22 protein-coding genes are annotated in these 20,588 nt (G+C 68.4%); 13 read left to right on the top strand and 9 right to left on the bottom strand.

The features are described 5' to 3' along the window. Positions 1-3 precede the first annotated feature (3 nt). The gene (locus tag ACZ6DL_RS12485; RefSeq protein WP_466050688.1) at positions 4-1,629 is read right to left on the bottom strand and encodes a carboxyl transferase domain-containing protein; all 1,626 of its coding nucleotides are present in this window, start codon (positions 1,627-1,629) and stop codon (positions 4-6) included. A gap of 93 nt (positions 1,630-1,722) precedes the next feature. On the opposite strand from ACZ6DL_RS12485, the gene ACZ6DL_RS12480 reads away from it, so the two are divergent. After that, the gene (locus ACZ6DL_RS12480; RefSeq protein ID WP_040870070.1) at positions 1,723-2,316 is read left to right on the top strand and encodes an SACE_7040 family transcriptional regulator; all 594 of its coding nucleotides are present in this window, start codon (positions 1,723-1,725) and stop codon (positions 2,314-2,316) included. 8 nt (positions 2,317-2,324) lie between these two features. On the opposite strand, the gene ACZ6DL_RS12475 is transcribed toward ACZ6DL_RS12480, so the two are convergent. Both ACZ6DL_RS12475 and ACZ6DL_RS12470 read right to left on the bottom strand, forming a co-directional pair. Then, a complete protein-coding gene (locus ACZ6DL_RS12475; protein ID WP_466050686.1) occupies positions 2,325-3,071 on the bottom strand; it encodes a 3-hydroxybutyrate dehydrogenase in 747 nt (248 codons plus the stop codon). Next, a complete protein-coding gene (locus tag ACZ6DL_RS12470) occupies positions 3,068-4,453 on the bottom strand; it encodes an MFS transporter (RefSeq protein WP_466050684.1) in 1,386 nt (461 codons plus the stop codon). The genes ACZ6DL_RS12475 and ACZ6DL_RS12470 overlap by 4 nt, the downstream gene beginning before the upstream one ends. A gap of 101 nt (positions 4,454-4,554) precedes the next feature. Here ACZ6DL_RS12470 and ACZ6DL_RS12465 point away from each other — a divergent pair, with 101 nt between their 5' ends. Next, on the top strand, positions 4,555-5,511 hold the full coding sequence (locus tag ACZ6DL_RS12465; RefSeq protein WP_466050682.1) for a LysR family transcriptional regulator: 957 nt from the start codon (positions 4,555-4,557) through the stop codon (positions 5,509-5,511). Positions 5,512-5,657: 146 nt separating this feature from the next. On the opposite strand, the gene ACZ6DL_RS12460 is transcribed toward ACZ6DL_RS12465, so the two are convergent. Next, complete coding sequence (locus ACZ6DL_RS12460) at positions 5,658-6,485, bottom strand: class I SAM-dependent methyltransferase (RefSeq protein WP_466050680.1); 828 nt, start codon at positions 6,483-6,485, stop codon at positions 5,658-5,660. Between the two features lie 71 nt (positions 6,486-6,556). Between ACZ6DL_RS12460 and ACZ6DL_RS12455 the strand changes: the two genes are divergently transcribed. Then, positions 6,557-7,159: a TetR/AcrR family transcriptional regulator gene (locus ACZ6DL_RS12455; protein WP_466050678.1), complete on the top strand. Its 603-nt coding sequence runs from the start codon at positions 6,557-6,559 to the stop codon at positions 7,157-7,159. Between the two features lie 139 nt (positions 7,160-7,298). Here the strand turns inward: ACZ6DL_RS12455 and ACZ6DL_RS12450 are convergent, their stop codons facing one another. Then, a complete protein-coding gene (locus ACZ6DL_RS12450; protein ID WP_466050676.1) occupies positions 7,299-7,904 on the bottom strand; it encodes a hypothetical protein in 606 nt (201 codons plus the stop codon). 163 nt (positions 7,905-8,067) lie between these two features. Here ACZ6DL_RS12450 and ACZ6DL_RS12445 point away from each other — a divergent pair, with 163 nt between their 5' ends. Then, positions 8,068-8,487 carry a hypothetical protein gene (locus ACZ6DL_RS12445; protein WP_466050674.1) on the top strand — a complete coding sequence of 140 codons (420 nt, stop codon included), beginning with the start codon at positions 8,068-8,070 and terminating at the stop codon, positions 8,485-8,487. Positions 8,488-8,683: 196 nt separating this feature from the next. Here the strand turns inward: ACZ6DL_RS12445 and ACZ6DL_RS12440 are convergent, their stop codons facing one another. Further along, positions 8,684-10,252, bottom strand: coding sequence for a helix-turn-helix domain-containing protein (locus tag ACZ6DL_RS12440; protein ID WP_466050672.1), 1,569 nt, complete (start codon positions 10,250-10,252; stop codon positions 8,684-8,686). Between ACZ6DL_RS12440 and ACZ6DL_RS12435 the strand changes: the two genes are divergently transcribed. The 3 genes from ACZ6DL_RS12435 to ACZ6DL_RS12425 all read left to right on the top strand — a co-directional run bounded on the left by ACZ6DL_RS12435 (position 10,251) and on the right by ACZ6DL_RS12425 (position 12,313). Beyond that, positions 10,251-10,619, top strand: a complete 369-nt coding sequence (locus tag ACZ6DL_RS12435; protein ID WP_466050670.1) for a hypothetical protein — start codon at positions 10,251-10,253, stop codon at positions 10,617-10,619. The two genes, ACZ6DL_RS12440 and ACZ6DL_RS12435, sit on opposite strands and share 2 nt — an antisense overlap. Before the next feature lie 351 nt (positions 10,620-10,970). Continuing rightward, positions 10,971-11,333, top strand: a complete 363-nt coding sequence (locus tag ACZ6DL_RS12430; protein WP_396981117.1) for a hypothetical protein — start codon at positions 10,971-10,973, stop codon at positions 11,331-11,333. Continuing rightward, positions 11,330-12,313, top strand: a complete 984-nt coding sequence (locus tag ACZ6DL_RS12425; RefSeq protein ID WP_466050668.1) for a protein kinase family protein — start codon at positions 11,330-11,332, stop codon at positions 12,311-12,313. Before ACZ6DL_RS12430 ends, ACZ6DL_RS12425 begins: the two co-directional genes overlap by 4 nt. Before the next feature lie 62 nt (positions 12,314-12,375). Here ACZ6DL_RS12425 and ACZ6DL_RS12420 read toward each other — a convergent pair whose 3' ends face one another. The 3 genes from ACZ6DL_RS12420 to ACZ6DL_RS12410 all read right to left on the bottom strand — a co-directional run bounded on the left by ACZ6DL_RS12420 (position 12,376) and on the right by ACZ6DL_RS12410 (position 14,879). After that, positions 12,376-12,831, bottom strand: a complete 456-nt coding sequence (locus tag ACZ6DL_RS12420) for a hypothetical protein (RefSeq protein ID WP_466050666.1) — start codon at positions 12,829-12,831, stop codon at positions 12,376-12,378. Positions 12,832-12,899: 68 nt separating this feature from the next. Beyond that, complete coding sequence (locus ACZ6DL_RS12415; RefSeq protein WP_466050664.1) at positions 12,900-13,664, bottom strand: ABC transporter ATP-binding protein; 765 nt, start codon at positions 13,662-13,664, stop codon at positions 12,900-12,902. A 168-nt stretch (positions 13,665-13,832) separates the two neighbouring features. After that, positions 13,833-14,879 (bottom strand): ABC transporter permease, encoded by a 1,047-nt coding sequence (locus ACZ6DL_RS12410; RefSeq protein ID WP_466050662.1) that lies wholly within the window; start codon positions 14,877-14,879, stop codon positions 13,833-13,835. Between the two features lie 130 nt (positions 14,880-15,009). Between ACZ6DL_RS12410 and ACZ6DL_RS12405 the strand changes: the two genes are divergently transcribed. The 6 genes from ACZ6DL_RS12405 to ACZ6DL_RS12380 all read left to right on the top strand — a co-directional run bounded on the left by ACZ6DL_RS12405 (position 15,010) and on the right by ACZ6DL_RS12380 (position 20,127). Next, entirely contained in the window at positions 15,010-16,251 is a 1,242-nt protein-coding gene (locus ACZ6DL_RS12405; protein WP_466050660.1) for a sensor histidine kinase, read from the top strand. Next, entirely contained in the window at positions 16,248-16,865 is a 618-nt protein-coding gene (locus ACZ6DL_RS12400; protein WP_466050658.1) for a response regulator, read from the top strand. Before ACZ6DL_RS12405 ends, ACZ6DL_RS12400 begins: the two co-directional genes overlap by 4 nt. Before the next feature lie 30 nt (positions 16,866-16,895). Further along, the gene (locus tag ACZ6DL_RS12395; RefSeq protein ID WP_466050656.1) at positions 16,896-17,321 is read left to right on the top strand and encodes a PPOX class F420-dependent oxidoreductase; all 426 of its coding nucleotides are present in this window, start codon (positions 16,896-16,898) and stop codon (positions 17,319-17,321) included. A 423-nt stretch (positions 17,322-17,744) separates the two neighbouring features. Beyond that, entirely contained in the window at positions 17,745-18,578 is an 834-nt protein-coding gene (gene cobM / locus ACZ6DL_RS12390; RefSeq protein ID WP_466050654.1) for a precorrin-4 C(11)-methyltransferase, read from the top strand. A gap of 218 nt (positions 18,579-18,796) precedes the next feature. Next, positions 18,797-19,387: a hypothetical protein gene (locus ACZ6DL_RS12385; RefSeq protein WP_466050652.1), complete on the top strand. Its 591-nt coding sequence runs from the start codon at positions 18,797-18,799 to the stop codon at positions 19,385-19,387. Positions 19,388-19,404: 17 nt separating this feature from the next. Beyond that, complete coding sequence (locus tag ACZ6DL_RS12380) at positions 19,405-20,127, top strand: hypothetical protein (RefSeq protein WP_466050650.1); 723 nt, start codon at positions 19,405-19,407, stop codon at positions 20,125-20,127. The last annotated feature ends 461 nt before the right edge of the window (positions 20,128-20,588 follow it).

Here is a 20,588-nt window from a genome sequence, read left to right as displayed (position 1 = left end):
CCATCACATCCGGAATACGCCGTAGGAAACGGGTTCGAGGGGGGCTTGCGCGCACACCGAGAGAGCGAGCCCGAGCACGGTCCTGGTGTCGGCGGGATCGATGACGCCGTCGTCCCACAACCGGGCGGTCGAGTAGTAGGGGTTGCCCTGGCTTTCGTACTGCTCCCGGATCGAGGCCTTGAACGCCTCCTCGGCCGCGTCTGATCCCTCCCTACTCCCGCCCGGGCGTGACCGAGGCTGCCCGCTGCTGTCGAGCTGGTCACCGCGCACCGTCGACAACACCGCCGCGGCCTGCTCGCCGCCCATTACCGAGATGCGGGCGTTCGGCCACATCCACAGGAACCGCGGCGAATACGCGCGCCCGCACATCGAGTAGTTGCCCGCGCCGTAGGAACCGCCGATGACGACGGTGAGCTTCGGCACGCGCGCGCAGGCCACCGCGGTGACCATCTTCGCGCCGTGCTTGGCGATGCCGCCCGCCTCGTAGTCGCGGCCGACCATGAAGCCGGTGATGTTCTGCAAGAACAACAGCGGGATGCTGCGCTTGTCGCACAGCTCGATGAAATGCGCGCCCTTCATGGCGGATTCGCTGAACAGCACGCCGTTGTTGGCGACGATGCCCACCGGATGCCCGTGGATGTGCGCGAACCCGGTGACCAGGGTCTTGCCGTATTCGGTCTTGAACTCGTGGAAGCCGCTCTCGCCCTCGGATGTCCCGTCGACCAGGCGGTGGATCACTTCGCGCACGTCGTAGGGGGTGCGCAGATCGACCGGCACCACGTCGTAGAGCTCGGATTCCGGCGCGGCGGGCGCTATGACGGGCCGGACGTTCCACGGGACCGGCGTGCGCGGCCCGAGGGTGGCCACGATGCGGCGCACGATGCGCAGCGCGTCCTGATCGTCCTCGGCCAGGTGGTCGGTGACGCCTGAGGTGCGCGAGTGCAGCTCACCGCCGCCGAGTTCCTCGGCCGTGACCACCTCGCCGGTCGCGGCCTTCACCAGCGGCGGCCCGCCGAGGAAGATGGTGCCCTGGTTGCGCACGATCACGGCTTCGTCGCTCATCGCGGGCACGTAGGCGCCACCGGCGGTGCACGAGCCGAGTACCGCGGCGATCTGCGGAATTCCCTTGGCGCTCATGGTCGCCTGGTTGTAGAAGATGCGCCCGAAATGCTCCCGGTCGGGGAACACTTCGTCCTGGTGCGGCAGGTACGCGCCGCCGGAATCGACCAGGTACACACACGGCAAGTGGTTCTGCAACGCGATCTCTTGCGCGCGCAGATGCTTCTTCACCGTCATGGGGTAGTAGGTGCCGCCCTTGACCGTCGCGTCGTTGGCCACGATCACGCATTCCCGGCCGGACACCCGTCCGATCCCGGTGATGATCCCGGCGCCGGGGGAGTCGTCGCCGTACATCCCGGTCGCGGCCAGCGGGGAAAGCTCGAGGAACGGGCTTCCCGGGTCCAGCAGCTGGTCCACCCGCTGCCTGGGCAGCAGTTTGCCCCGCGCGATATGGCGCTCGCGCGCCTTCGCGGGCCCGCCCAGCGCCGCGGCATCCAGCCGTGCGCGCAGGTCGTCGACCAGCGCCGCGTGCGCGGCCCGGTTTCCGACGGCCTCTTCGGTAACGGTCATCACGCCATCCTGTCGTCCAGTTAGTCGACGATAACTGGAATTCAGGTTAGTGTTGATTAACCGAGATGTCCAGGTCGGTGGAGAGGAACGCGTGTGACCAGTGCCGAACCCGTCGCGCCCACCCGTCGCGAGCAACTGAAGGCGCAACGCAGGGCGCAATTGCTGGAAGCCGGAGCGCGGTTGATCGCCGATCGCGGCTTCCTCGGCATGCGCCTGGACGACCTGGGCGCCGCCGTGGGCATCAGCGGTCCCGCGGTCTACCGCCACTTCCCGAACAAAGAGGCGCTGCTGGTGGAGCTGCTGGTCGGGGTGAGTCAGCGCCTGCTCGACGGCGGCAAGGCGGTGGTGGCGGGCACGAACTCCGCCGAGCTGGCGCTCGCCGGACTGGTCGATCACCACCTGGACTTCGCGCTCGGCGAACCGGAGCTGATCCGCATCCAGGATCGCGACCTGGACAACGTGCCCGCCCCGGCCCGCAGGGAGATCCGCCGCACCCAGCGCCAGTACGTGGAGATCTGGGTGGGCGTGCTGCGCGAATTGCATCCGGAGCTACCCGAGGAGACGGCGCGCGTGCAGGCCCACGCCGTCTTCGGCCTGATCAACTCCACCCCGCACAGCGCGGGCGAGGCGACCGCCGCCCGCGCCCGGCCGGTGCTGCGCGGGATGGCGCTGACCGCGCTGGGCTGAGCGCGCCCTCATCGCGCGCTCCACCCGCCGTCCATCGTGTAGGCCGCGCCGGTGACCATGCTCGCCTCCGGTGAGGCGAGCCAGCCCACCAGCGACGCGACCTCCTCCGGCTCGACGAGGCGTTTGATCGCGCTCTCGGTGAGCAGGATCTTCTCCACCACCTCCTGCTCGGGCACGCCGTGCGCCTTGGCCTGGTCGGCGATCTGCTTGTCCACCAGCGGTGTCCGCACATAGCCAGGGTTGACGCAGTTGCTGGTCACGCCGTGCGGGCCGCCCTCGAGGGCGGTGACCTTCGACAGCCCCTCCAGGCCGTGCTTGGCCGTCACGTAGGCCACCTTGTACTCGGAGGCGCGCAGGCCGTGCACCGAGGAGATGTTGACGATCCGTCCCCAGCCCTGCCGGTACATGTGCGGCAGCGCCGCGCGCACCAGTAGGAACGGCGCCTCGACCATCAGCGTGAGCAGATCGCGGAATCGCTGCGGCGCGAAGTCCTCGATCGGGCTGACGTGCTGCACCCCGGCGTTGTTCACCAGGATGTCGGTGTCGAGTTCCAGCTCTTCCAGCGACGCGACGTCGAGCAGATCCACCGCCCACGACTTGCCGCCCAGTTCCCTGGCCACCGTCTTCGCGCCGACATCGTCGACGTCGGCCACTGTCACCGCCGCGCCGCGCGCCGCGAGCACGCGGGCGCAGGCCGCGCCGATGCCGCTCGCGCCGCCGGTGACCAGGGCGCTGCGCCCCGCCAAATCGCTCATCGCACGGTCACTTCGGTCCGCGCGCCGAGGGTCTCGGCGTCGGCGTGATCGATGCTTTCCAAGGTCAGCCCCTTCGTCTCTCGTGCGGCGAGCACGGCGATCGCGCTCACGGCCGCGGCGCCCGCCAGGTACCAGGCGATCGGCACCGCGGAGTGATAGGTGTTCAGCAGCCGGACGGCGATGATCGGCGCGAGCGAACCGGCCACGATCGAGGTCACCTGATAGCCGAGGGACACGCCGGAATAGCGCATCCGGGTGGGGAACATCTCGGCCATGATCGCGGGCTGCCCGGCGTACATGAAGGCGTGGAAGATCAGGCCGATGATGATGGCGGACATGATGACCGCGTTGTGGCCGCTGTCCATCATCGGGAAGGCGAAGAAGCCCCAGGTGCCCGCGGCCAGCGCGCCGACCAGGTAGACCGGTCGCCTGCCGAAGCGGTCGGACAGGTTGCCCACCAGCGGGATCGTCACGAAGTGCACGGCGTGCGCGGCGAGCAGCCACCACAGGATCACTTGGGTGTCGGCGTGCACCTCGACCTTGAGATAGGTGATCGTGAACGTGACCACCAGGTAGTACATGACGTTCTCGCCGAACCGCAGCCCCATCGCGGTGAGCACACCGCGCGGGTAGCGGCGCAGCACCTCGACCACGCTCAGCGAGGTCGCCTCGATCTGCTCGGCCTCCCGCTGCGCCGCGACGAAGATGGGCGCGTCGGTGATCTTCGTGCGGATGTAGTAGCCGATCAGCACCACCACCGCGGACAGCCAGAACGCCACCCGCCAGCCCCAGCCGAGGAACGCCTCGTCCGACAGCGTGGAGGTCAGCACCAGCAGCACCACCGTCGCCAGCAGGTTGCCCGCGGGCACGCCCGCCTGCGGCCAGCTCGCCCAGAATCCGCGGCTGCGGCTCGGGCTGTGTTCGGCGACCAGCAGCACCGCGCCGCCCCACTCACCGCCGACCGCGAAACCCTGAATGAAGCGCAGGGTGACCAGCAGCGCGGGCGCCCAGTAGCCGATCTGTCCGAAGGTCGGCAGGCAGCCCATCAGGAAGGTCGCGCTGCCCACCAGCACCAGGCTGAATTGCAGCAGCTTCTTACGGCCGTATTTGTCGCCGAAGTGCCCGAAGACCACGCCGCCGAGCGGACGCGCCGCGAAGCCGACCGCGTAGGTCACGAACGCGGCCAGGATGGCGTCCAGGTCGCTGGTGTCCTTGGCGAAGAACACCTTGCTGAACACCAGCGTGGCGGCGGTGCCGTAGAGGAAGAACTCGTACCACTCCACGATCGTGCCCGCCATCGACGCGGCCACCACGCGGCGCAAGCCGCTGGTCGTCGCGCCCGAATCCGCCGCCGCTGTCGCCGCGGCGCTGTGCTCCCTCATCGCACTTCTCCTTCGTGCCAGGGGCCACACTTCGTTCTCGATGTGACGGCCCCCACAATGCTTGGCTGCACCGAGTATTAGTGCAGACGAATCGCGCCGCAATGACCATTTGTGCAGTGCCTCTCTGCAAAGATGCAGATATGCGCCCGGCGTCGCCTGGTCGTCCCAGTGCCGACGACCTCCTCGTACTCCTGGCTGTGGGGCGGTCGGGCCGATTCGTCACGGCCGCCGAAGAACTCGGCATCAACCACACCACCATCTCCCGGCGCATCGCCGCGCTGGAGCAGACGCTCGGCGGCCGAGTGCTCACCAGGGTCGCCGGTGGCTGGGAACTCACCGATCTCGGCAGGGCGGCCCTTGCCGCGGCCGAGGCGGTGGAGTCGGCGGTGAAATCGCTGGCCGCGGACGCCGGCGGCAACCGGGTGCTGGAGGGCGTGGTCCGGGTCTCGGCGACCGACGGCTTCAGCGCCTACATCGCCGCGCCCGCCGCCGCGGAGGTGCAGCGGCGGCATCCGAAGATCTCGGTCGAGATCGTGGCGACGACAAGGCGCGCGTCGCAACAGCGTTCGGGCCTGGACCTCGAGATTGTCGTGGGGGAGCCGCAGGTGCACCGCGCCACCGCCACGCATCTGGCCGACTACTGCCTCGGCCTGTACGGCTCCCACGAATACCTGCGCGAACACGGCGCGCCCGCCACCATCGACGATCTGGCGCGGTATCCGCTGGTGTACTTCATCGATTCCATGCTGCAAGTCGACGATCTCGACCTGGCCTCCAGCTTCGTACCCGCGATGCGCGAATCGGTCACCTCCACCAACGTTTTCGTGCACGTGGAAGCCACCCGCGCCTCCGCCGGTCTGGGCCTGCTGCCCTGCTTCATGGCCGACCGTCACGCGGATCTCGTTCGCGTCCTCGCCGATTCGGTGACCGTCACGCTCGGCTACTGGCTCGTCGCCCGCACCGAAACCCTCCGCCGCCCGGAAGTGGCCGCCGTCGTCACGGCGATCCGCGCCATGGTGGCCGACCGGCGCGACACGCTGCTCGGCCGCCCGCGCTGAGACTCGCTGGTCATCGGAAGTGCTCGGTGTCGTCGCCCGCGTGCGCGGTTGGCGGCTTCGCGGACGGGGCCGTGCACCGTGGCGGCCCCGCAATCCTGGAGCGGCCCGAGCCGCGAAGTAGCTTCGCGCGGTGCCGAGCGCGGCCGTCAGGGAGTGTCTGCGCGTGCGGCGGTCGCGGCCAGGGTGGTGTAGTCCATCGTGAAGGATCCGCCCAGAGAGTCGATGGCGGCGCCGACCGCGTCCAGTATCTCGGCCAGCTGATCAGCCCGCAGTCGGGTGAGGCCGCCTGTGGTGGGGAGCAGCTCCAGCCATTGGTCGCGCGTATAGGACTGCTGCCAGTCGAATCGCCACTGTTCGGGATCTCCGAATTGTTCGGTCTCGCGGATCTGGTCGGCGAATTTCGCGTATCCCGCTTGGTAGAGCTCGAGGGGACGCCGAGCCGGTTGGCCGCTGAGCGGGGAGTCCGGCGCGACCCGCCGGTAGGCGGCGGCGAACGGTTCCGCCACCTCGGCGGGTGGCTCGTACACGTGACCGAAGATCGACAGCCGTCCCCCTGGACGCAGCACGCTCGCCGCCTTCGCGGCGCCGGTGACCGGGTCCACCCAATGCCACGACTGAGCGGCGACCACCGCGTCGAACATCCGGTCGCCCGGCTGCCACGCCTCGAAGGTCGCCACCTCGACCCGCAGCCCGCGGGCTCGCGCGAAGTCGGCCATCCGCGCATCGGGTTCCACGCCGAGCACCGCGCACCCTGCCGCCTGGAACTGGCGACCGGCGATGCCGGTACCACAGCCCACGTCGAGCACGTCCGTTCCCGGAGTCTCGGCGAGGATTCGCGCCACCAATGCGTCCGGGTAGGCGGGCCGCGCCTGGTCGTAGCGCTGTGTGTCCACGCCGAACGACACGGCCATCTGCTGGAACTGTCCCGGCTGCGCCGGGGACGGTGCTGGTTGTTTCTGTGGCATTGTGGGCATGTGCCCACCTTAGTGGGCGCATGCCCACTGGGCAATAATGCCGCTGTATCGACGCGCGAAAGGATTTGTGAGTGCCGACTGGGATGCACCTTCGCGACGCGCGGCAGCAACTGTTCGACGCTGCCGAGCGTGTGCTGCTGCGCGACGGGCCGAACGGGCTGACCAGCCGGGCTGTCACCGACGAGGCGGGCTGCGCCAAAGGCGTTCTGCACCGGCACTTCACCGACTTCGACACCTTCCTCACCGATCTCGTGCTCGATCGGGCCGCGCGGCTCGAAGCGCAGGCCGGTGCGCTCCGCGCCGCCGCGGGCTCCGGCACGGTGGCCGCAAATCTGACCAGCGCTCTGACCATCCTGTTCGGACCCGTGCCGCTGGCGATCATCCCGCTCATCACCTTCCGTGACGAACTGCGCGCCCGACTGCGGCAAGCCAGGCCCGGCGGCGGCATGGCGATCCTCGCCGAGGCGACGACCGCGATCTCCACTTACCTGACCGACGAGCGCGAACAGGGCCGCATCGCAGCCGACGCGGACATCGACTCGCTAACCCTCTCCCTGGTCGGTGGCGCCCACCTGTTGTTCACCGACCGCGACCCCGGCCCACCGACTACATCGGCAGTCGAAAAGTTCGTCGCAGCGGTCATCTCCGACGCCGAGCGACGACGACCGGCCTGAACCCGGCCCGCGGCGAGGGCCCTGTGGATCTAAGGGCTCTTCTCTGTGTCAAGCCTTGATGAGCAGAAGGCGCACACAGACCGGCTGCGGCGGGTACGTTCACGAGACACCCTCGGCCGCGCGGCTTTGCAAGAAGAAACTACGGCTGAGCTGGCCGGACTTCGCTTGCCTTGCGGTACTTTCCGTGTCCGCCTTCGCCGATGGACCATGTCACCGGCATGCCCGGGGTGATGAGTTGTTCGTCGCCTTTGTACTCCCATAGGCAGAACCACACGTCGCCGGAGTGGCTGGCAATGAGGCCGTCGGAATGGCGGGGCAGCCACCACCGGACCACACCGTCGAGGTCCGGATCGGGATCCTTCGCTGCCTCGACCTGCCCGAACGGTATCAAGCCGCCCTGTCCGCACCATCCGTCAAGGGTGGGCAGCAACGGCTGGTCCCCACCCGCAGGGTCGGCGGGCCAGATCTTCCCGCTGCGGGACAGGACGTCGTCGTGTATATGCCAGGCAAGCTCGCATGCCACACCGCTGGGCGTGAACTCACCGGGGCTGGTGCCGACGAAGACGTTCAGCGCCGGGACGCTGAACTCGATCCACCAGGCCGGTGCAAAAGACATCCGGCGCCGATGCTCGGGGATCGTTTCATCGATGTGTACCTCGAAGCCGAGAGCCGACTCGATGTCGGCCGCCAGCAGGTCGGCGCCGGCTCTTGAAATCTCCTGATCCACGCCCTTATCTTCCCGCATAGGGGAAATGCAGGCGTCTGGATCATCTTGCGCGACAACGTGACCCAGGAACTGGGTCGCAACGGCTCAAACCAACGCCACTCACGGCGTGAAACGACAGTGCCGAGGCGGGGCAAGATCGCGAGTGGGCTGGGAGGCCGGGGTGAGTGGGACGGAATGGGAGATGTTCTGCTCGGAGGTGTTTGCCATCGCCGAGCGTTACGCCATCCAGACGTTTTCGAATCCCGGCACCCTGGTGCTCTCCAGCGGATCCTCGTCCACGGAAGCCGAAGTGCGCGGGGCCAATCCACACATCAAACTGGTGGATATGGGCGACGCCGCGGTGCGCATCGAAACGGGCTGGTGTGTCCGCGCCATCGCCGACTACGAAATCCAATTCGAGGACAAGCCGTCCCAGGCGGCCTCGGCGGTCGAGGCGATCATTCTCGGGGGCGCCGAAGAGTATGTGATCACCGATGACGACGACCGGTGGGTGGCGTTCGGGTGGCGTATTCGGGGCAAGGATTCCCTGATGTCGCGACCCCCGCACATCACTGCGGGACGAAAGGCGGTTCGTCGGCTTCTGCCGTGGAGGTCGGCGTGACCGTGCGGCCAGGAGCTCGACCAAGCCGACCCGGCTGCCGTCGGTGCAGCGTGCGCAGCCGTGGAGTCGGCCGGGCACGGTGGCGGTCGATTGAGGCCACCGACCTTCACGCGCATCGGCACCTTGTCGCGTCCGAAGCCGTTGGGTGGAACGGTGTGATGGCTTCGGCTTGAACGCGCGGGGCGCGGCGTTCGGGTCATGCGGTGCGGGCGAGGGTGTCGAATCGAAGGCGGAAGTGTTCGGCGTCGTCGCTGTGTGTGTGGTTGGCGGCTGTGCGGACGGGGCGTAGTTCGGTCAGGAGGCGTGGTGAGTTGACCGGGCCTTCCAGCAGGGTGAGGGCGGTGTGGGCTTCGGTGATCGCGGAGGTGGTGTCGCCGAGGCCGGCGAGGGCGGCGGCGTAATAGGTGCGGTACGACGCTTCGTCACGCGGACGCTGGGTGCCGCCGTCACCGATCGTGTCGCGGTAGGTGCCGACTGCCCGGTCGTGCTGCCCCAAATAGACGCGGCCGCGTGCCTCGATCGATCTGATTTCGGTCGGTGTGACGTGATGCAGCCAGACCGGCTCGTCGGCATCGTCGAGTCCACGATCGACCTCACGCCAGGCACGAGTCATCGCCTGCTCGAAATCCTGTCGTTCCCCGATTGCCGCGTGCGCCACGGCTTCACGGGCGGAGCGCACCGCGTTCAGCCGAGCCGACGGAATGCGACGAGCCAGATGGCTGGCACGCTGCGCCAGGCGCACCGGTTCTCGGCTGGCCGGTCTCTCCGTGGTCAGAAACGTCAAGCTGGCCAGCGCGTTGGCGAGCAGTTCGTCGTTGTCGGCCTGCTCGGCCATCAACACCGCTTCGATGTAGCACCGCCGCGCGACAGTGGTTCGCCCAGCGTCCAGGCAGAGCCAACCAGCGCAGCGCGCAAGGCGGCTCGTCTCGGTCAACAGGCGGAGGCCGGTGTGTCGGCCATACACGCCGTGGTCGAGCAGGCGACGAGCCAAACCATATTGACGGAGGGCGAACTCGGCGATGTCCCCGCCACCGAAGTGATTGTCGTGATTCCACATGCGTCGAGTCAGCGTCTGGAAGTAATTCACATGGCCCGACCCGACTTGGAGTGACACGGAAGGTGCCGGGGCGCTGGCGGCCATCCCAGTGATCGTCGCTGCCAGGCCGAATTGTCTGCGGTCCATGTCGTCGGCTCCTTTACCCCCGTCTTCGATGGTCCTCGGATCAACCGGTCCCAGCAAGATTGGAAGCAACGCCTTACGCGGCACCCCCAGTGCGTCGGCGGCGCGGACCAATTCGCGAATGTCGAAGATGGTCCCCACTTCTCCGCGTTCCACTCGCCCCGCGTGGGTGCGGTCCCAGTGCAGGAGGGCGCCGAAGTCGGCTTGGGAGAGTCCCATTTCTTTGCGGACGAGGGCGAGGGCTGGTCCGGGCTGCCCTTCTGCGAGCAACTTGCGGAATCGCGGCGTCGTCCATACGCCGTCCATCTCGTGGTCGATCACTTTCCCGCCCCCTGTTTCCCGAAATCCGCTGTGATGAGCGAACTTTAAGCACAAGTTCCCAGGTGGGGAGGGGCAACGGCAGATATCGCACACCTGGCCTCGCGCGCTTGACAGCGTCGCGGTGCGTGCTGCGTTCCTCGAGGCTCTAGGGGCGCGCGCCGTCGGGGCGATGTCGTGTCGGCACGGCACTCCGGACGCGGTGAGCCGCGAACGGGGGCGAAAGCCCCCGGCGGCGGGCGCTTCCATCGAACGAGAGGTGAACATGAAGCCGAAAGTGGTCGGGTATCTGCGCCGCGACATCTCCGGGCGGCGCGCGCGCAGGCACGAGATGGAAATCCGGGCGCTGGCGAAGGCGTCGGGTTTCGATCTGGCGCGCACGCTGGTCGCCGGCCCGACCGCGCCCGCGTCGCTCGCGGCGCTGCTCACCGTGGTGCGTCGCGTCGGCGCGGTCGCGGTGCTCACTCCGGCGCTGAACCATGTGGAATTCCGTGCGGACGAGATCATGGCGGTGTGCGCGCTGGTCATTCTCGAATCCCGGCACCTCCCGGCGCAAGGTCTCGGTCGGCGTCCGGCCGCGCCGCCACACCGTGGATTCCCGGGCCACATGTGGCCGGAGGGACCGACGCCATAGGCACGAACATCTCCTCCGGCCCGGCGACCCGGCTGCGCGCCGCCTTCCTCGGCAGCGTTGACGCACCGAAGATCGAATGACCGGCGGGCGATAGCGGGTCAGTAGCTTTGATATCGCCGTGCTGTAGCTCGCTCATGTCGCACTCGACGCATGGCGCCCTCGCCGGAGTCGCTCATCACGCCCGGGTGGAACCGGGGTGCATCTGGAACCGGAGCGATCCACTCGCAATGACTTCCTCCCGCTCCGGTAGTAGGTTGCTTCCATGAGACGTCAAGTCCGCTCCCGAGATGCCGCTCGGGTCGGAGGTCGTGCCGCTGTCGGGCGTCTCGTCGCAGGTGAAGATGAGGGTTCATGGCCGAGTACACGCCGAGTTCGGTGGCGATCTATGACGTCGGTTACGCGCGACCACGCCGCGTAGCCGAATTCCGGTTGGACACCGGTGGCGGTGTGACGCTCACCGTGACCGACCGCGACGGATGCTTGTTCGCCGAAAGGTTGCATGAGCGCGGTGTCAAGATCTTCGACCCGCCCGCGCGGGTGATGCCGACCGAAGGTCCGCGTTTCCTGCGTGCGTTGCTCGAGGCGCCGCCGACGAGTTACTACCGCGTCGTCGACGAAAGCCCGGAGGAAGCGGCGCGGCCGGGCCGTCGTACCCCGTGGTCCGCGAACCCGGCATCGGGTTCGGATGGCGCGTCGGCGCCGTCCTCGCGGTGAGAAACAGTGTCACCCCTCTACTTCGCAACATCACCCAACGCCTGACCCGAACCCTCGATCTGGGGGCGAGGAGGGCCGCGGGCACCTATCGGCGCACCAGTGGCACGCTGGACCTCGGTGCTCGCGAGTTCCGGGATGCCGACGAGCGATCGTCGCACTTGCTGGAAGAAGCGCGCACCCGGACACAGGTGCATCCGGCGCAGGCGGCTCGGCAGCGAACGTGGGATTACCAGCCCGGTGCGGCCGAATCCGCTATGCGTGCCCGCAGGCTGACCACTGATGTCGGGTTCGACGACGAGATGAGTGCAGTCGTAGCGAAAAGCTCCACCACGGTACGGAGGATGCGTTCGGACGACGGCGAATTGAACATCTACAAACCGATCCATGGTGAGCAGTACGACGCGGGATTGCCTTTCATTCATGCGCCCGGTGCGTTGACGAGTCGTGAGATCGCGGCCTATCGAGTCGACGAACTACTCGGTTTCGGCAGGGTGCCGCCGACCGCTCGGACGGACGGTGTGATCGGACCCGACGGCAGGGCTTCCGGGCCGGGCATGATCCAGCAGTTCGTCGAGTCCAAGCCCGCGCGGGCGGTCGGCGACTACCCGAAAGTCCAGCAACAGCAGGTCGCGGTACTCGACTACGTGATCGGTGCGCTCGATCGTCATCCGGGCAACTATCGCACCGTCGAACGCGACGGGCAGCTCGAAGTGGTCGCCATCGATCACGGTCGATCATTCCCCCTGTCGACTCGACCGCTGGAAGTGAATATCGACTCCGACTTCGCCATGGCGCAGAAGGGCGTGCGACTCGAGCACGATGTGCTGCGCGGGGTTCAGGGTGTCGATATGGACCGCTTCCGGGCGGCGCTCGGCGACGCCGGTCTCCACGACAACGCCATCGATGGCGCGGTGGCACGGCTGGAGAAGATACGAGAACTCGGCATGATCCCGGCCGATGCCAGGGTGCTGCCGCCCTGATCCGCGCCCAGCGGCGGAGTATTTCTCCGGAGCGCTCTGCCTCCTCGCTCATTCGGAGCTGGTCATCCTGCCTGTGGGTGCGGGCGTAAGTCGATCGTGTTGCGCGCCCGCGCCCACACCTCCCGCACTTCGAATTCGGGGGCCTGCCACGAGTCGGTGGCGACGCGGACCCGTCCGCGCCATTTCCGCATGATGTCGGTGTGCACCGGCCAGCGCACGAATCGCCGCATGTCCTGCTCGGTTTCCCACACCGAGATCGAGCCGCCGCGCGCCTCCGACGGCCTACCCCACAGCCACAGGCCGACCGCGCCGTGCATCACGGGCCAGGTCCGGCCCAGCCGCATCCCTGTCTTGTAGATCTCCTGAACGTCCTCCTCGGTGGAGGCGAGGAAGTCGGTCACGCTGACGAACACCGGACCCGGAGTGTCGTGTCGCGGTCCGGCTTGCCAGGGCATCAGCACGGTCCCCGCGGAAAACGGCTGTTCGCCGGTTTGATGATCGGAAGAGTTAGTAAGCATTTGCAGATGATATGCGTTTGCGTACGAAATTGCCAATGGGGGCCCAGGGGGCATCCGCGGCGGGAATGTCAGGTGCGGGTCGCTCGGTCGGGGTGCGAGTGGCGCGTGCCGGTCGGAGCGGATTCGGCGGTGAGCCGTCCGTCGGCCATGCGGTAGACGGCGCTCATCCGGTGCAGGTGGATGGGGTCGTGGGTGACCAGGAGGGCGGCGGCCGCGTGTTCGCCCGCGACCGCGACGATCAGGTCGATCACGGCCGCGCCGCGTTCGGAGTCCAGTGCGCCGGTGGGTTCGTCGATCACCAGGACGGATGGGGCGTTCATCAAGGCGCGGGCGATGTTCACCCGCTGCCGTTGCCCGCCGGACAGCTGTGCGGGGCGCTTGTGTCGCTGGTCGGCCAGTCCGACGGAGTCCAGTAGCGCGAGTGCCCGGTCGCGGGTCGTGCGGCGGTGGCGGCGCGACGTGACGATTCGCTGCCCGAGATGCGCCATGGCCTCGAGTTGCTCGACGGCGGTGAGCGCAGGGATGAGGTTCGGCTGTTGAAAGACGATGCCGATCGACGAACGGCGCAGCGCTGCCGCTTCGCGACGGCTCACCATGGCGAGATCGACCGTGCCCTCGGGCGTTTCGAGTGCGATCCGCCCGAAGTCCGGGCGGATCAGGGTAGCGGTCACGGCCAGCAGGCTGGATTTGCCGGAGCCGGACGGGCCGGTGATGGCGACGATCTCGCCGCCGTTGACCCGCAGGCTCACCCGATCCAGCGCGGTGAGGCGGCCGGTGCCGTCGGGGTAGGTGAGCGTCACGTCCGAAAGGGTGAGCGTGGTGGTGGGTGTCATCTCGGATCTCCGGGGCTGTGGGCGGTGGGACGGACCAGCGGGCCGTTCTGGTGTTCCGCTAGCGGGTGAGCCGCACCGGCGGGGGCGTTCGAGTGGTCTGTCGGCGGGTGATCCATCCGCGGTGCTGGAGGCCGTGTGCCGCCGGAAGGGGAAGGGCGGCGCGGTGATTCAACGGGCCGCCCCGAGTGCGGTGAGCGGGTCCGCGGTGAACAGGAAGCGCAGGGCGAACGCCGCGCCGAGCAGGCCGAGGAGGATCAGGGCGGCCGCGGGGAGCAGCGTCGTGGCCGGGCTCGACACGAACGGCACCGCGTCGCCGAGCAGTGCCGCCACGGCGACGGTGATCCCCAGGCCGGTCGCGACACCGGCGGCGAGCACGATCGCGGCCTGGACGAGGGCATCGCGGACGAGTGAACCCGAGGTCGCCCCCAATGCCTTCAGCGTGGCGATGTCGGGCATCCGCTGGATCGTCCAGACGGTGAAGAAGGAGCCGATCACCAACGCCGAGATGGCGAACAGCAGGACGGTCATCAGGGTGAGCGAGCCGTTCTCGGCCCGGTACGAACCGATCGCCGACCGCGCCCCGGACAGGTCGGTGGCCCTGGTGTGCGCGGAGGCGTTCACCGCCGCCCGATCCGTCGCCCCCGACACGGCGAGCACGGTGGCCGCGCCGGAACGAGGGTTGAGCGCCTGCCAATCGGCGAGCGTCGTCCAGACCACCGGCGCGTGGCTGTACCAGTCGTCGCCGCGTACGACCGACACGGTGAAGGCGCGCCCGCCGATGACCACGGAATCGCCCGCTCCGGCATCGAGCTCGTGGGCGGCGCCGGTACTGAGCCCCACCGTCCCCACTTCGGTCGCTGAACGATTGCCGAATCCCCCTTCCGTGCCGAAGACTGCGATCTGCGCGGGAGCGCGGCCGTCACGTCCGGCCTTGCTCCGGGCTATGCCGATCGGCGTCACTGCGCTCGCGGCGGACCGCCACGTCGCGATCTGGTCCTCGGTCAGCACCGATCCGTCGAACGAGGGGTCACCGCCCGTGTCGGCGAAGACCAGGGTGTCTCCCGGCAGGGACTCGACGGCCGAGACGTTCCGGTGCGCGAGCCCGGCGGTGAGTCCGCCGAGGAAGCTCACCAGCAGTGCCACCAGCGTGACCACGAGCGCGATCAGGACGAAACGGCCTCGCGCGGCGCGAAGGTCTCGGAGTGCGAGGAACATGTCTCCACCCTCACGCGGCAGGAGCCCGCGTCCATCGCGCCCGGGAAGGAAACGCGGGTGGGCGAAAGTCGGTGGTCGTTTTCCACCTTTCGATGGATGCCACGGCAATAGCCGTACATAAGCTGGCTGCGTGCACCCGTCCCCGCTCACCCCCGTTTTCACCACGCTGCGGCTCGGTCTGCACGTGCTGATGGCGGGATTGGCGGGGGTGGTCGCGGTGCGCGCGCTGCTACCCGGCGCCGCGCATCCGGCCGCGATCACGAGCCTCACCGCCGCATTCCTGGCGACCTACTTCGCGGGCGCGGTGGCGGCCGGAGGGCGGCACGCGATCTGGATGTGGCTCGGCGCGTTGACCGCGCTCTGGCTCGGGCTCGTCGCGCTCGCGCCGGACGCCGGTTACCTCGCGTTCGGCCTGTTCTTCCTCTATCTGCATCTGCTGGCGCGCCCGTGGAATCTCTGCGCCGTCGCCGCCGCGACCACCGTGGCGGTAGTGGGTTTCGGCGTGCATCGTGGCTGGTCGGTGGCCGGTGTCGTCGGGCCGGTGATCGGAGCGGCCGTCGCGGTCGGCATCGGGCTCGGCTATCAGGCGCTGTTCCGTGAGGCGGCCGAGCGGCAGCGGCTGATCGACGAATTACTCGGCGCCAGAGCGATATTGGCCGACCGGGAGCGCACGGCGGGCAAGCTCGCCGAACGGGAGCGGCTGGCCGCCGAGATCCACGACACGGTGGCGCAGGGATTGAGTTCCATTCAACTGCTGCTGCACGCCGTCGAGCAGGAAGCGCCGGATCACCCAGCGGTGCATCGGGTTCGGCTGGCCAGGGAAGCGGCGGCGGAGAACCTCGCCGAAACCAGGAAACTCATCGCCGAGCTGGCCCCTGCCGCGCTGGAGGGACAATCCTTGGCCCAGGCACTGGAGCGGATCACTGTGCGCGCCGAAGCTCCCGGCCTGGATACCCGGTTCGTGGTGGAGGGGCCGCCGGAGCGGCTGCCGATGCCGATCGAGGCCGCGCTGCTCCGGATCGCGCAAGGCGCGGTCTCGAATGTGATCCGCCACGCCGGGGCGAGCCGGATGCGCGTGACGCTCACCTACGCGGACGACTCGATCCATCTCGACGTAGTCGACGACGGGGTGGGCATCGCACCCGACCTGCTCGAGCGAAGCCCGTCGGGATCGTTCGGGCTCGCCGCGATGCGGTCGCGGGTACACGAGCAGGGCGGCGTCCTGGCTGTCGAGTCCGAACCCGGGCACACGGCGGTCACCGTGTCGTTTCCGCTCGACCCTGGCACTTCGGATTCCGCCGACCCGCAGGGCCGGGAGGCGCGCGTGCGAGGCGCGGGGCGGCGGGACAGGGGTACGGAGGGGCGCGAGTGATCCGACTGTTGCTCGCCGACGACCACGCGATCGTCCGCGCCGGATTGCGCGCGCTGCTGGACGTCGCCGACGACATCACCGTTGTGGGCGAGGCGGCCACCGCGGAGGCGGCTGTCGCGTTCTGCGCGACTACTCCGGTCGACCTGGTGCTGATGGACCTCAGCTTCGGGTCCGGCCGGTCGGGGGCCGACGCGACCGCTCGGCTGCGCGAGCTGGCGACCCCGCCGAACGTCCTCGTGGTCACCAACTACGACACCGACGCCGACATCCTCGGCGCCATCGAAGCGGGCGCCTGCGGCTACATCCTCAAGGACACGCCGCCCGCCGAACTGCTCTCCGCCGTCCGGTCGGCCGCGGCGGGCGACAGCGTGCTCTCGCCCGCGGTGGCTTCCAAGCTGATGACCAGGGTGCGTCGCGCCGACACCACGCTGAGCCGGCGCGAGATCGAGGTGTTGCGGCTGGTCTCCGACGGCCGGTCCAACCGCGAGATCGCCAAGCAGCTGTTCCTCAGCGAGACCACCGTCAAATCCCATCTGGTGCACATCTACGGCAAACTCGGCGTGCGCTCGCGCACCTCCGCCGTGGCGCGGGCACGCGAGCGCGGCATGCTGTGACGCCGCCCGGTCGCGCCCTAGGGTGAGCGGATGGCCTCTCTCTCCGATCCCGCAGTGCGCGATTTCCTGTCCCATGGCACCCGTACCGGCAAGGTGGCGTTCGTGGCCGCCGACGGTAGTCCGATGGTGACGCCGGTGTGGTTCGTCATCGACGGGGACGAGCTGGTCTTCAACACCGGCAAGTCCACCGCGAAAGGCAAGGCGTTCGCCAGGGACGGGCGCGTCTCGGTGTGCGTGGACCTGGAGGAGCCGCCCTACGCGTCGGTTCAGTTGCGGGGAACGGTCATGCTCTCGGAAGACCCGGACGAACTCCTGCGCACCGCCACCGAGATCGGCGGCCGCTATATGGGGGCGGACCGCGCCGAGGAGTTCGGCAAGCGCAACGGCGTCCCCGGCGAACTCGTCGTCCGCCTCCGGCCCGACAAGGTGATCGCCCACTTCGATGCCACCGCCTGAGCGGCCGGTCGGGCGTCGCCGTTCCGAACGTCTCGCACAACTGTCCGGCGGGCAGGGGTATCGAGTGAACATCCCCGTGTCTCGATGAACCCCAGTTCTTGCCGGCGCCCCGCTGCATCCTCCGCCACACCGGATTCCGAGTACGGATAGCGGCCACTTCGCCGAGTGCGCCCGATGACGATCGGGCTGCGGGCTGCCGCTCGCCGACCGTGCCGGTCCCAGCGCACCCGGTGCTCGAGCCGATTCGCTGTGGACGCTGCCGCTGTCGGGCCGCAGGCTTCGGTGCTGGGTGCTGGGTGCTGGGTGCTGGGTGCTGGGTGCTGGGTGCTGGGTGCTGGGTGCTGGGTGCTGGGTGCTGGGTGCTGGGTGCTGGGTGCTCGGTCGCCGGGTGGGCGGTGTGCGGCGGTCAATACACTCGCGCGCATGACCGTGCACTTCATCGGGGCCGGGCCGGGCGCGGCCGATCTGCTGACGGTGCGCGCGGTCGAGTTGCTGCGCGCGTCGCCGGTGTGCCTGTACGCGGGGACCTATCTGGATCCCGGCGTGCTGGCGTACTGCGCGCCGGACGCGGAGTTGGTCGACACCCAGCACCTGGACCTCGATCAGATCGTCGAGCGCTTGGTGCGCGCGGACCGCGCGGGTCAGGACGTGGCCCGCTTGTGCTCGGGCGACCCGTCGCTGTACTCGGCGCTGACCGAGCAGACCCGCAGGCTCGACGCGCACGGGGTGCCGTGGGATGTCACGCCGGGCGTGCCCGCCTATGCCGCCGCGGCGGCGGTGCTCGGCGCGGAGCTGACGGTGCCGGAACTGGTGCAGTCCGTGGTGCTGACCCGCACCCAGGCCCGCTCCACCGCGATGCCCGAGTCCGAAGCGCTGGCGAACTTCGCCGCGACCGGCGCCACGCTCGCGCTGCACTTGGCCATCACCCGCGTGCGCGCCCTGGCCGCCGAACTGGCCGCCGACTACGGACCGGACTGCCCGGCCGCCGTCGTCTACCGCGCCAGCCAACCCGAGCAATTGGTATTACGCGGCACGCTGGCCGACATCGCCGACCAGGTCGAGGCCGCCGGACTGCGGCAGGCCGCGGTGATCCTGGTGGGCCGCGCGCTCACGCCAACGGTCTCGTGCGCCGGATCCCACCTCTACGACCCGGCGCGGGTCCGTGGGTCCGCGGCGCGGACAGCCGACCGCAGCGAGAGCAATCAGGAACTGGGCGGTATCCAGCGCCGACGGGACGGACGCCGACCTGCTGGGTGACGTCTCCGGACCCGGGGCTCGTTGACGTTCGAGCGCGGGCATCAACTCGAGGCGAAGAAAATTCGGTGCCAGACCGGGTAGTGGCATGTCGTACAGTGGCGTTAGCGCATCTGCGCCGGGGGCCTCGAACGGGGCGCATACTTGAAAATTCAGGGGGGGCATCGGTGACAGATTCGTTGCTGTGGGGGGACCTTCGGCGCAGAGGTTTTTGCGGGACGATGGTCAAAGGACTGCGGGGCCTGTTCGGTGCCGGGGTCTTGATGGTCGCTGCAGCAGGCGTCGCCGCCGCGGCGCAGCCCGTTCCTGAATGGATGTTTCTGTCGCCGGAGCAGTACCAGACGCATTGGGGGCGGCCCGCGCCGACCGACGCCAAAGCCGTGGCTGAGGCGATGCCAGGATCTGTGAGGGTGGTACGCAGCCCGATGCGCCGGCAGCAGGGTGACGGGTGGGCGACTATCAAGTGGGACGATAGAGACCTGCGCGGAGTCAGCACCCCGGTCCGGGAAGGCAACAATTTTCTCGGCTATGCCCATTACGCGACCGAACACAACTTGACCTCCAGTGTCCCGATCCATGCTGCCTTCCAAACTCACCGTCCGGACAAGCAGTCCGGTGCGCGAGTGGAGTACACGAGTTTGGCGGTGGACAGAAAAGGTGGTGTCCGGCTGACGGTACGGGTGATCGTGCAAGCCGCCAGTTCCACGGACGATCGGGTGTACAAGGTTACGGACGGCAAGAACATCGGGGTGATCACCGCATATTGTGAAGGCACGAACGTGTGTCCCGGTTGGGTGAACGCGATTCGCTGATCAAGGGAGGTGATTCGGTGCCCGACGCAGACGCCGACGGCCGGTTCGATTTGCTGCTGTGCCGAGCGATTCCGCTGGTTCTCGCCCCGGCAGGTAACGCTGCCGGTCCCCGGGTGCGGGGAGTAGTACGCGCTGGCTCCGGGCACGCGCGGATCGTGCTGTCATCAGACGCTGCGATGAGCTCCGGTGTCGCGGTCGATTACGAACTGACCCCGGAGGTGGGCGGCCTGCTCGATGTCACCGGCGCGGTCGACCACGCGCGGTTCACCGTCGGGCCCGCTGTCACACAGTTGCTGGCAGTCCACTCGGACCGGCCGCGTGACAGTCACGGCAATACGGTCCTCGCCGCGGTCGATTCCGGGTTCGACTACACCGGCTCGGTCGATTCCGGTGACCAGCGCCTGTTCAGTCTGTTCAGCCTGCTGGTCGGTGGCGGTCTGCCGTGGTTCGCCGATGATTACAGCTTCGCCGGATTCATGTTCGTGGAGGCAGACACCTGTCGGATCTATGTACGTGTCACTCGCACGGACCACACCTACGGCATAGATTTGGCCGTCAGCGGCACCGACGGGCGTCCGACCGGCTATGCGTACCTCGCCCAGGAGCTGGCGCCGTTGGCCCGCAATGGCGATCTCGGGCGCCAACCGGTCCTCGACGACTCCGATGACTATTGTGATGCCGTCGTGGATCTGCGTGCGTGGATGGGACCAGCCGGGTCCAGTGCAGTCACCGCCGTCTGACCACCGGGTCCGACTCGCAGCACGCCGTCCGCAGTCGTGATCGCCGCGATGATCTTGGTCTCCGGCGCTCCTTTCGGTGGCTGCGGATGCTCCGCCGCCCCGGCGCGAAAGTGCCGGACTGGCGCATCGGTGACCTCTGTGAGAACCACAACATCCTTCCGGCAAACCCCTTGCGGCGCGTTTGCCTGCGGTGATGTCCAACGGCTATCAGCGATGGTTGGTCGGGTGCCGGAGGCGACGGTAGATTGATCCGGTGATTCGCAAAGAAGGTCTCGGCGGAGCCGGTCGGTGGGTTCTGGGCACGGTCGAGCCCATGTAACGAGCCCGGCCCGTTGGACAGATAGTTCAAATGAACATTTTTTGCCTGATTTGATGTGAGAACTCAACCTGGAGACGCAGGCGCCACGCTCGGAAAGGTGCGCGTCCCCTCCGGGTGTGGTCGGGGAGCGCTTGCGTGGTGT

It is taken from the genome of Nocardia sp. NPDC041819 (genome assembly GCF_055590505.1).
Note: the sequence above shows the minus strand (reverse complement) of the source record. Positions and strands in the feature narration are given on the sequence as shown.

Bases quoted from the DNA above. Each gene is read 5' to 3' on its own strand.
- ACZ6DL_RS12430 (WP_396981117.1), top strand. From the start codon at position 10,971: ATGGCCGAGTACACGCCGAGTTCGGTGGCGATCTATGACGTCGGTTAC.
- ACZ6DL_RS12460 (WP_466050680.1), bottom strand. From the start codon at position 6,485: ATGCCCACAATGCCACAGAAACAACCAGCACCGTCCCCGGCGCAGCCG.
- ACZ6DL_RS12385 (WP_466050652.1), top strand. From the start codon at position 18,797: ATGGTCAAAGGACTGCGGGGCCTGTTCGGTGCCGGGGTCTTGATGGTC.
- ACZ6DL_RS12415 (WP_466050664.1), bottom strand. From the start codon at position 13,664: ATGACACCCACCACCACGCTCACCCTTTCGGACGTGACGCTCACCTAC.
- ACZ6DL_RS12420 (WP_466050666.1), bottom strand. From the start codon at position 12,831: ATGCTTACTAACTCTTCCGATCATCAAACCGGCGAACAGCCGTTTTCC.
- cobM (WP_466050654.1), top strand. From the start codon at position 17,745: ATGACCGTGCACTTCATCGGGGCCGGGCCGGGCGCGGCCGATCTGCTG.
- ACZ6DL_RS12435 (WP_466050670.1), top strand. From the start codon at position 10,251: ATGAAGCCGAAAGTGGTCGGGTATCTGCGCCGCGACATCTCCGGGCGG.
- ACZ6DL_RS12470 (WP_466050684.1), bottom strand. From the start codon at position 4,453: ATGAGGGAGCACAGCGCCGCGGCGACAGCGGCGGCGGATTCGGGCGCG.
- ACZ6DL_RS12395 (WP_466050656.1), top strand. From the start codon at position 16,896: ATGGCCTCTCTCTCCGATCCCGCAGTGCGCGATTTCCTGTCCCATGGC.
- ACZ6DL_RS12485 (WP_466050688.1), bottom strand. From the start codon at position 1,629: ATGACCGTTACCGAAGAGGCCGTCGGAAACCGGGCCGCGCACGCGGCG.
- ACZ6DL_RS12475 (WP_466050686.1), bottom strand. From the start codon at position 3,071: ATGAGCGATTTGGCGGGGCGCAGCGCCCTGGTCACCGGCGGCGCGAGC.
- ACZ6DL_RS12465 (WP_466050682.1), top strand. From the start codon at position 4,555: ATGACCATTTGTGCAGTGCCTCTCTGCAAAGATGCAGATATGCGCCCG.
- ACZ6DL_RS12410 (WP_466050662.1), bottom strand. From the start codon at position 14,879: ATGTTCCTCGCACTCCGAGACCTTCGCGCCGCGCGAGGCCGTTTCGTC.
- ACZ6DL_RS12450 (WP_466050676.1), bottom strand. From the start codon at position 7,904: ATGCGGGAAGATAAGGGCGTGGATCAGGAGATTTCAAGAGCCGGCGCC.
- ACZ6DL_RS12440 (WP_466050672.1), bottom strand. From the start codon at position 10,252: ATGTTCACCTCTCGTTCGATGGAAGCGCCCGCCGCCGGGGGCTTTCGC.
- ACZ6DL_RS12445 (WP_466050674.1), top strand. From the start codon at position 8,068: ATGTTCTGCTCGGAGGTGTTTGCCATCGCCGAGCGTTACGCCATCCAG.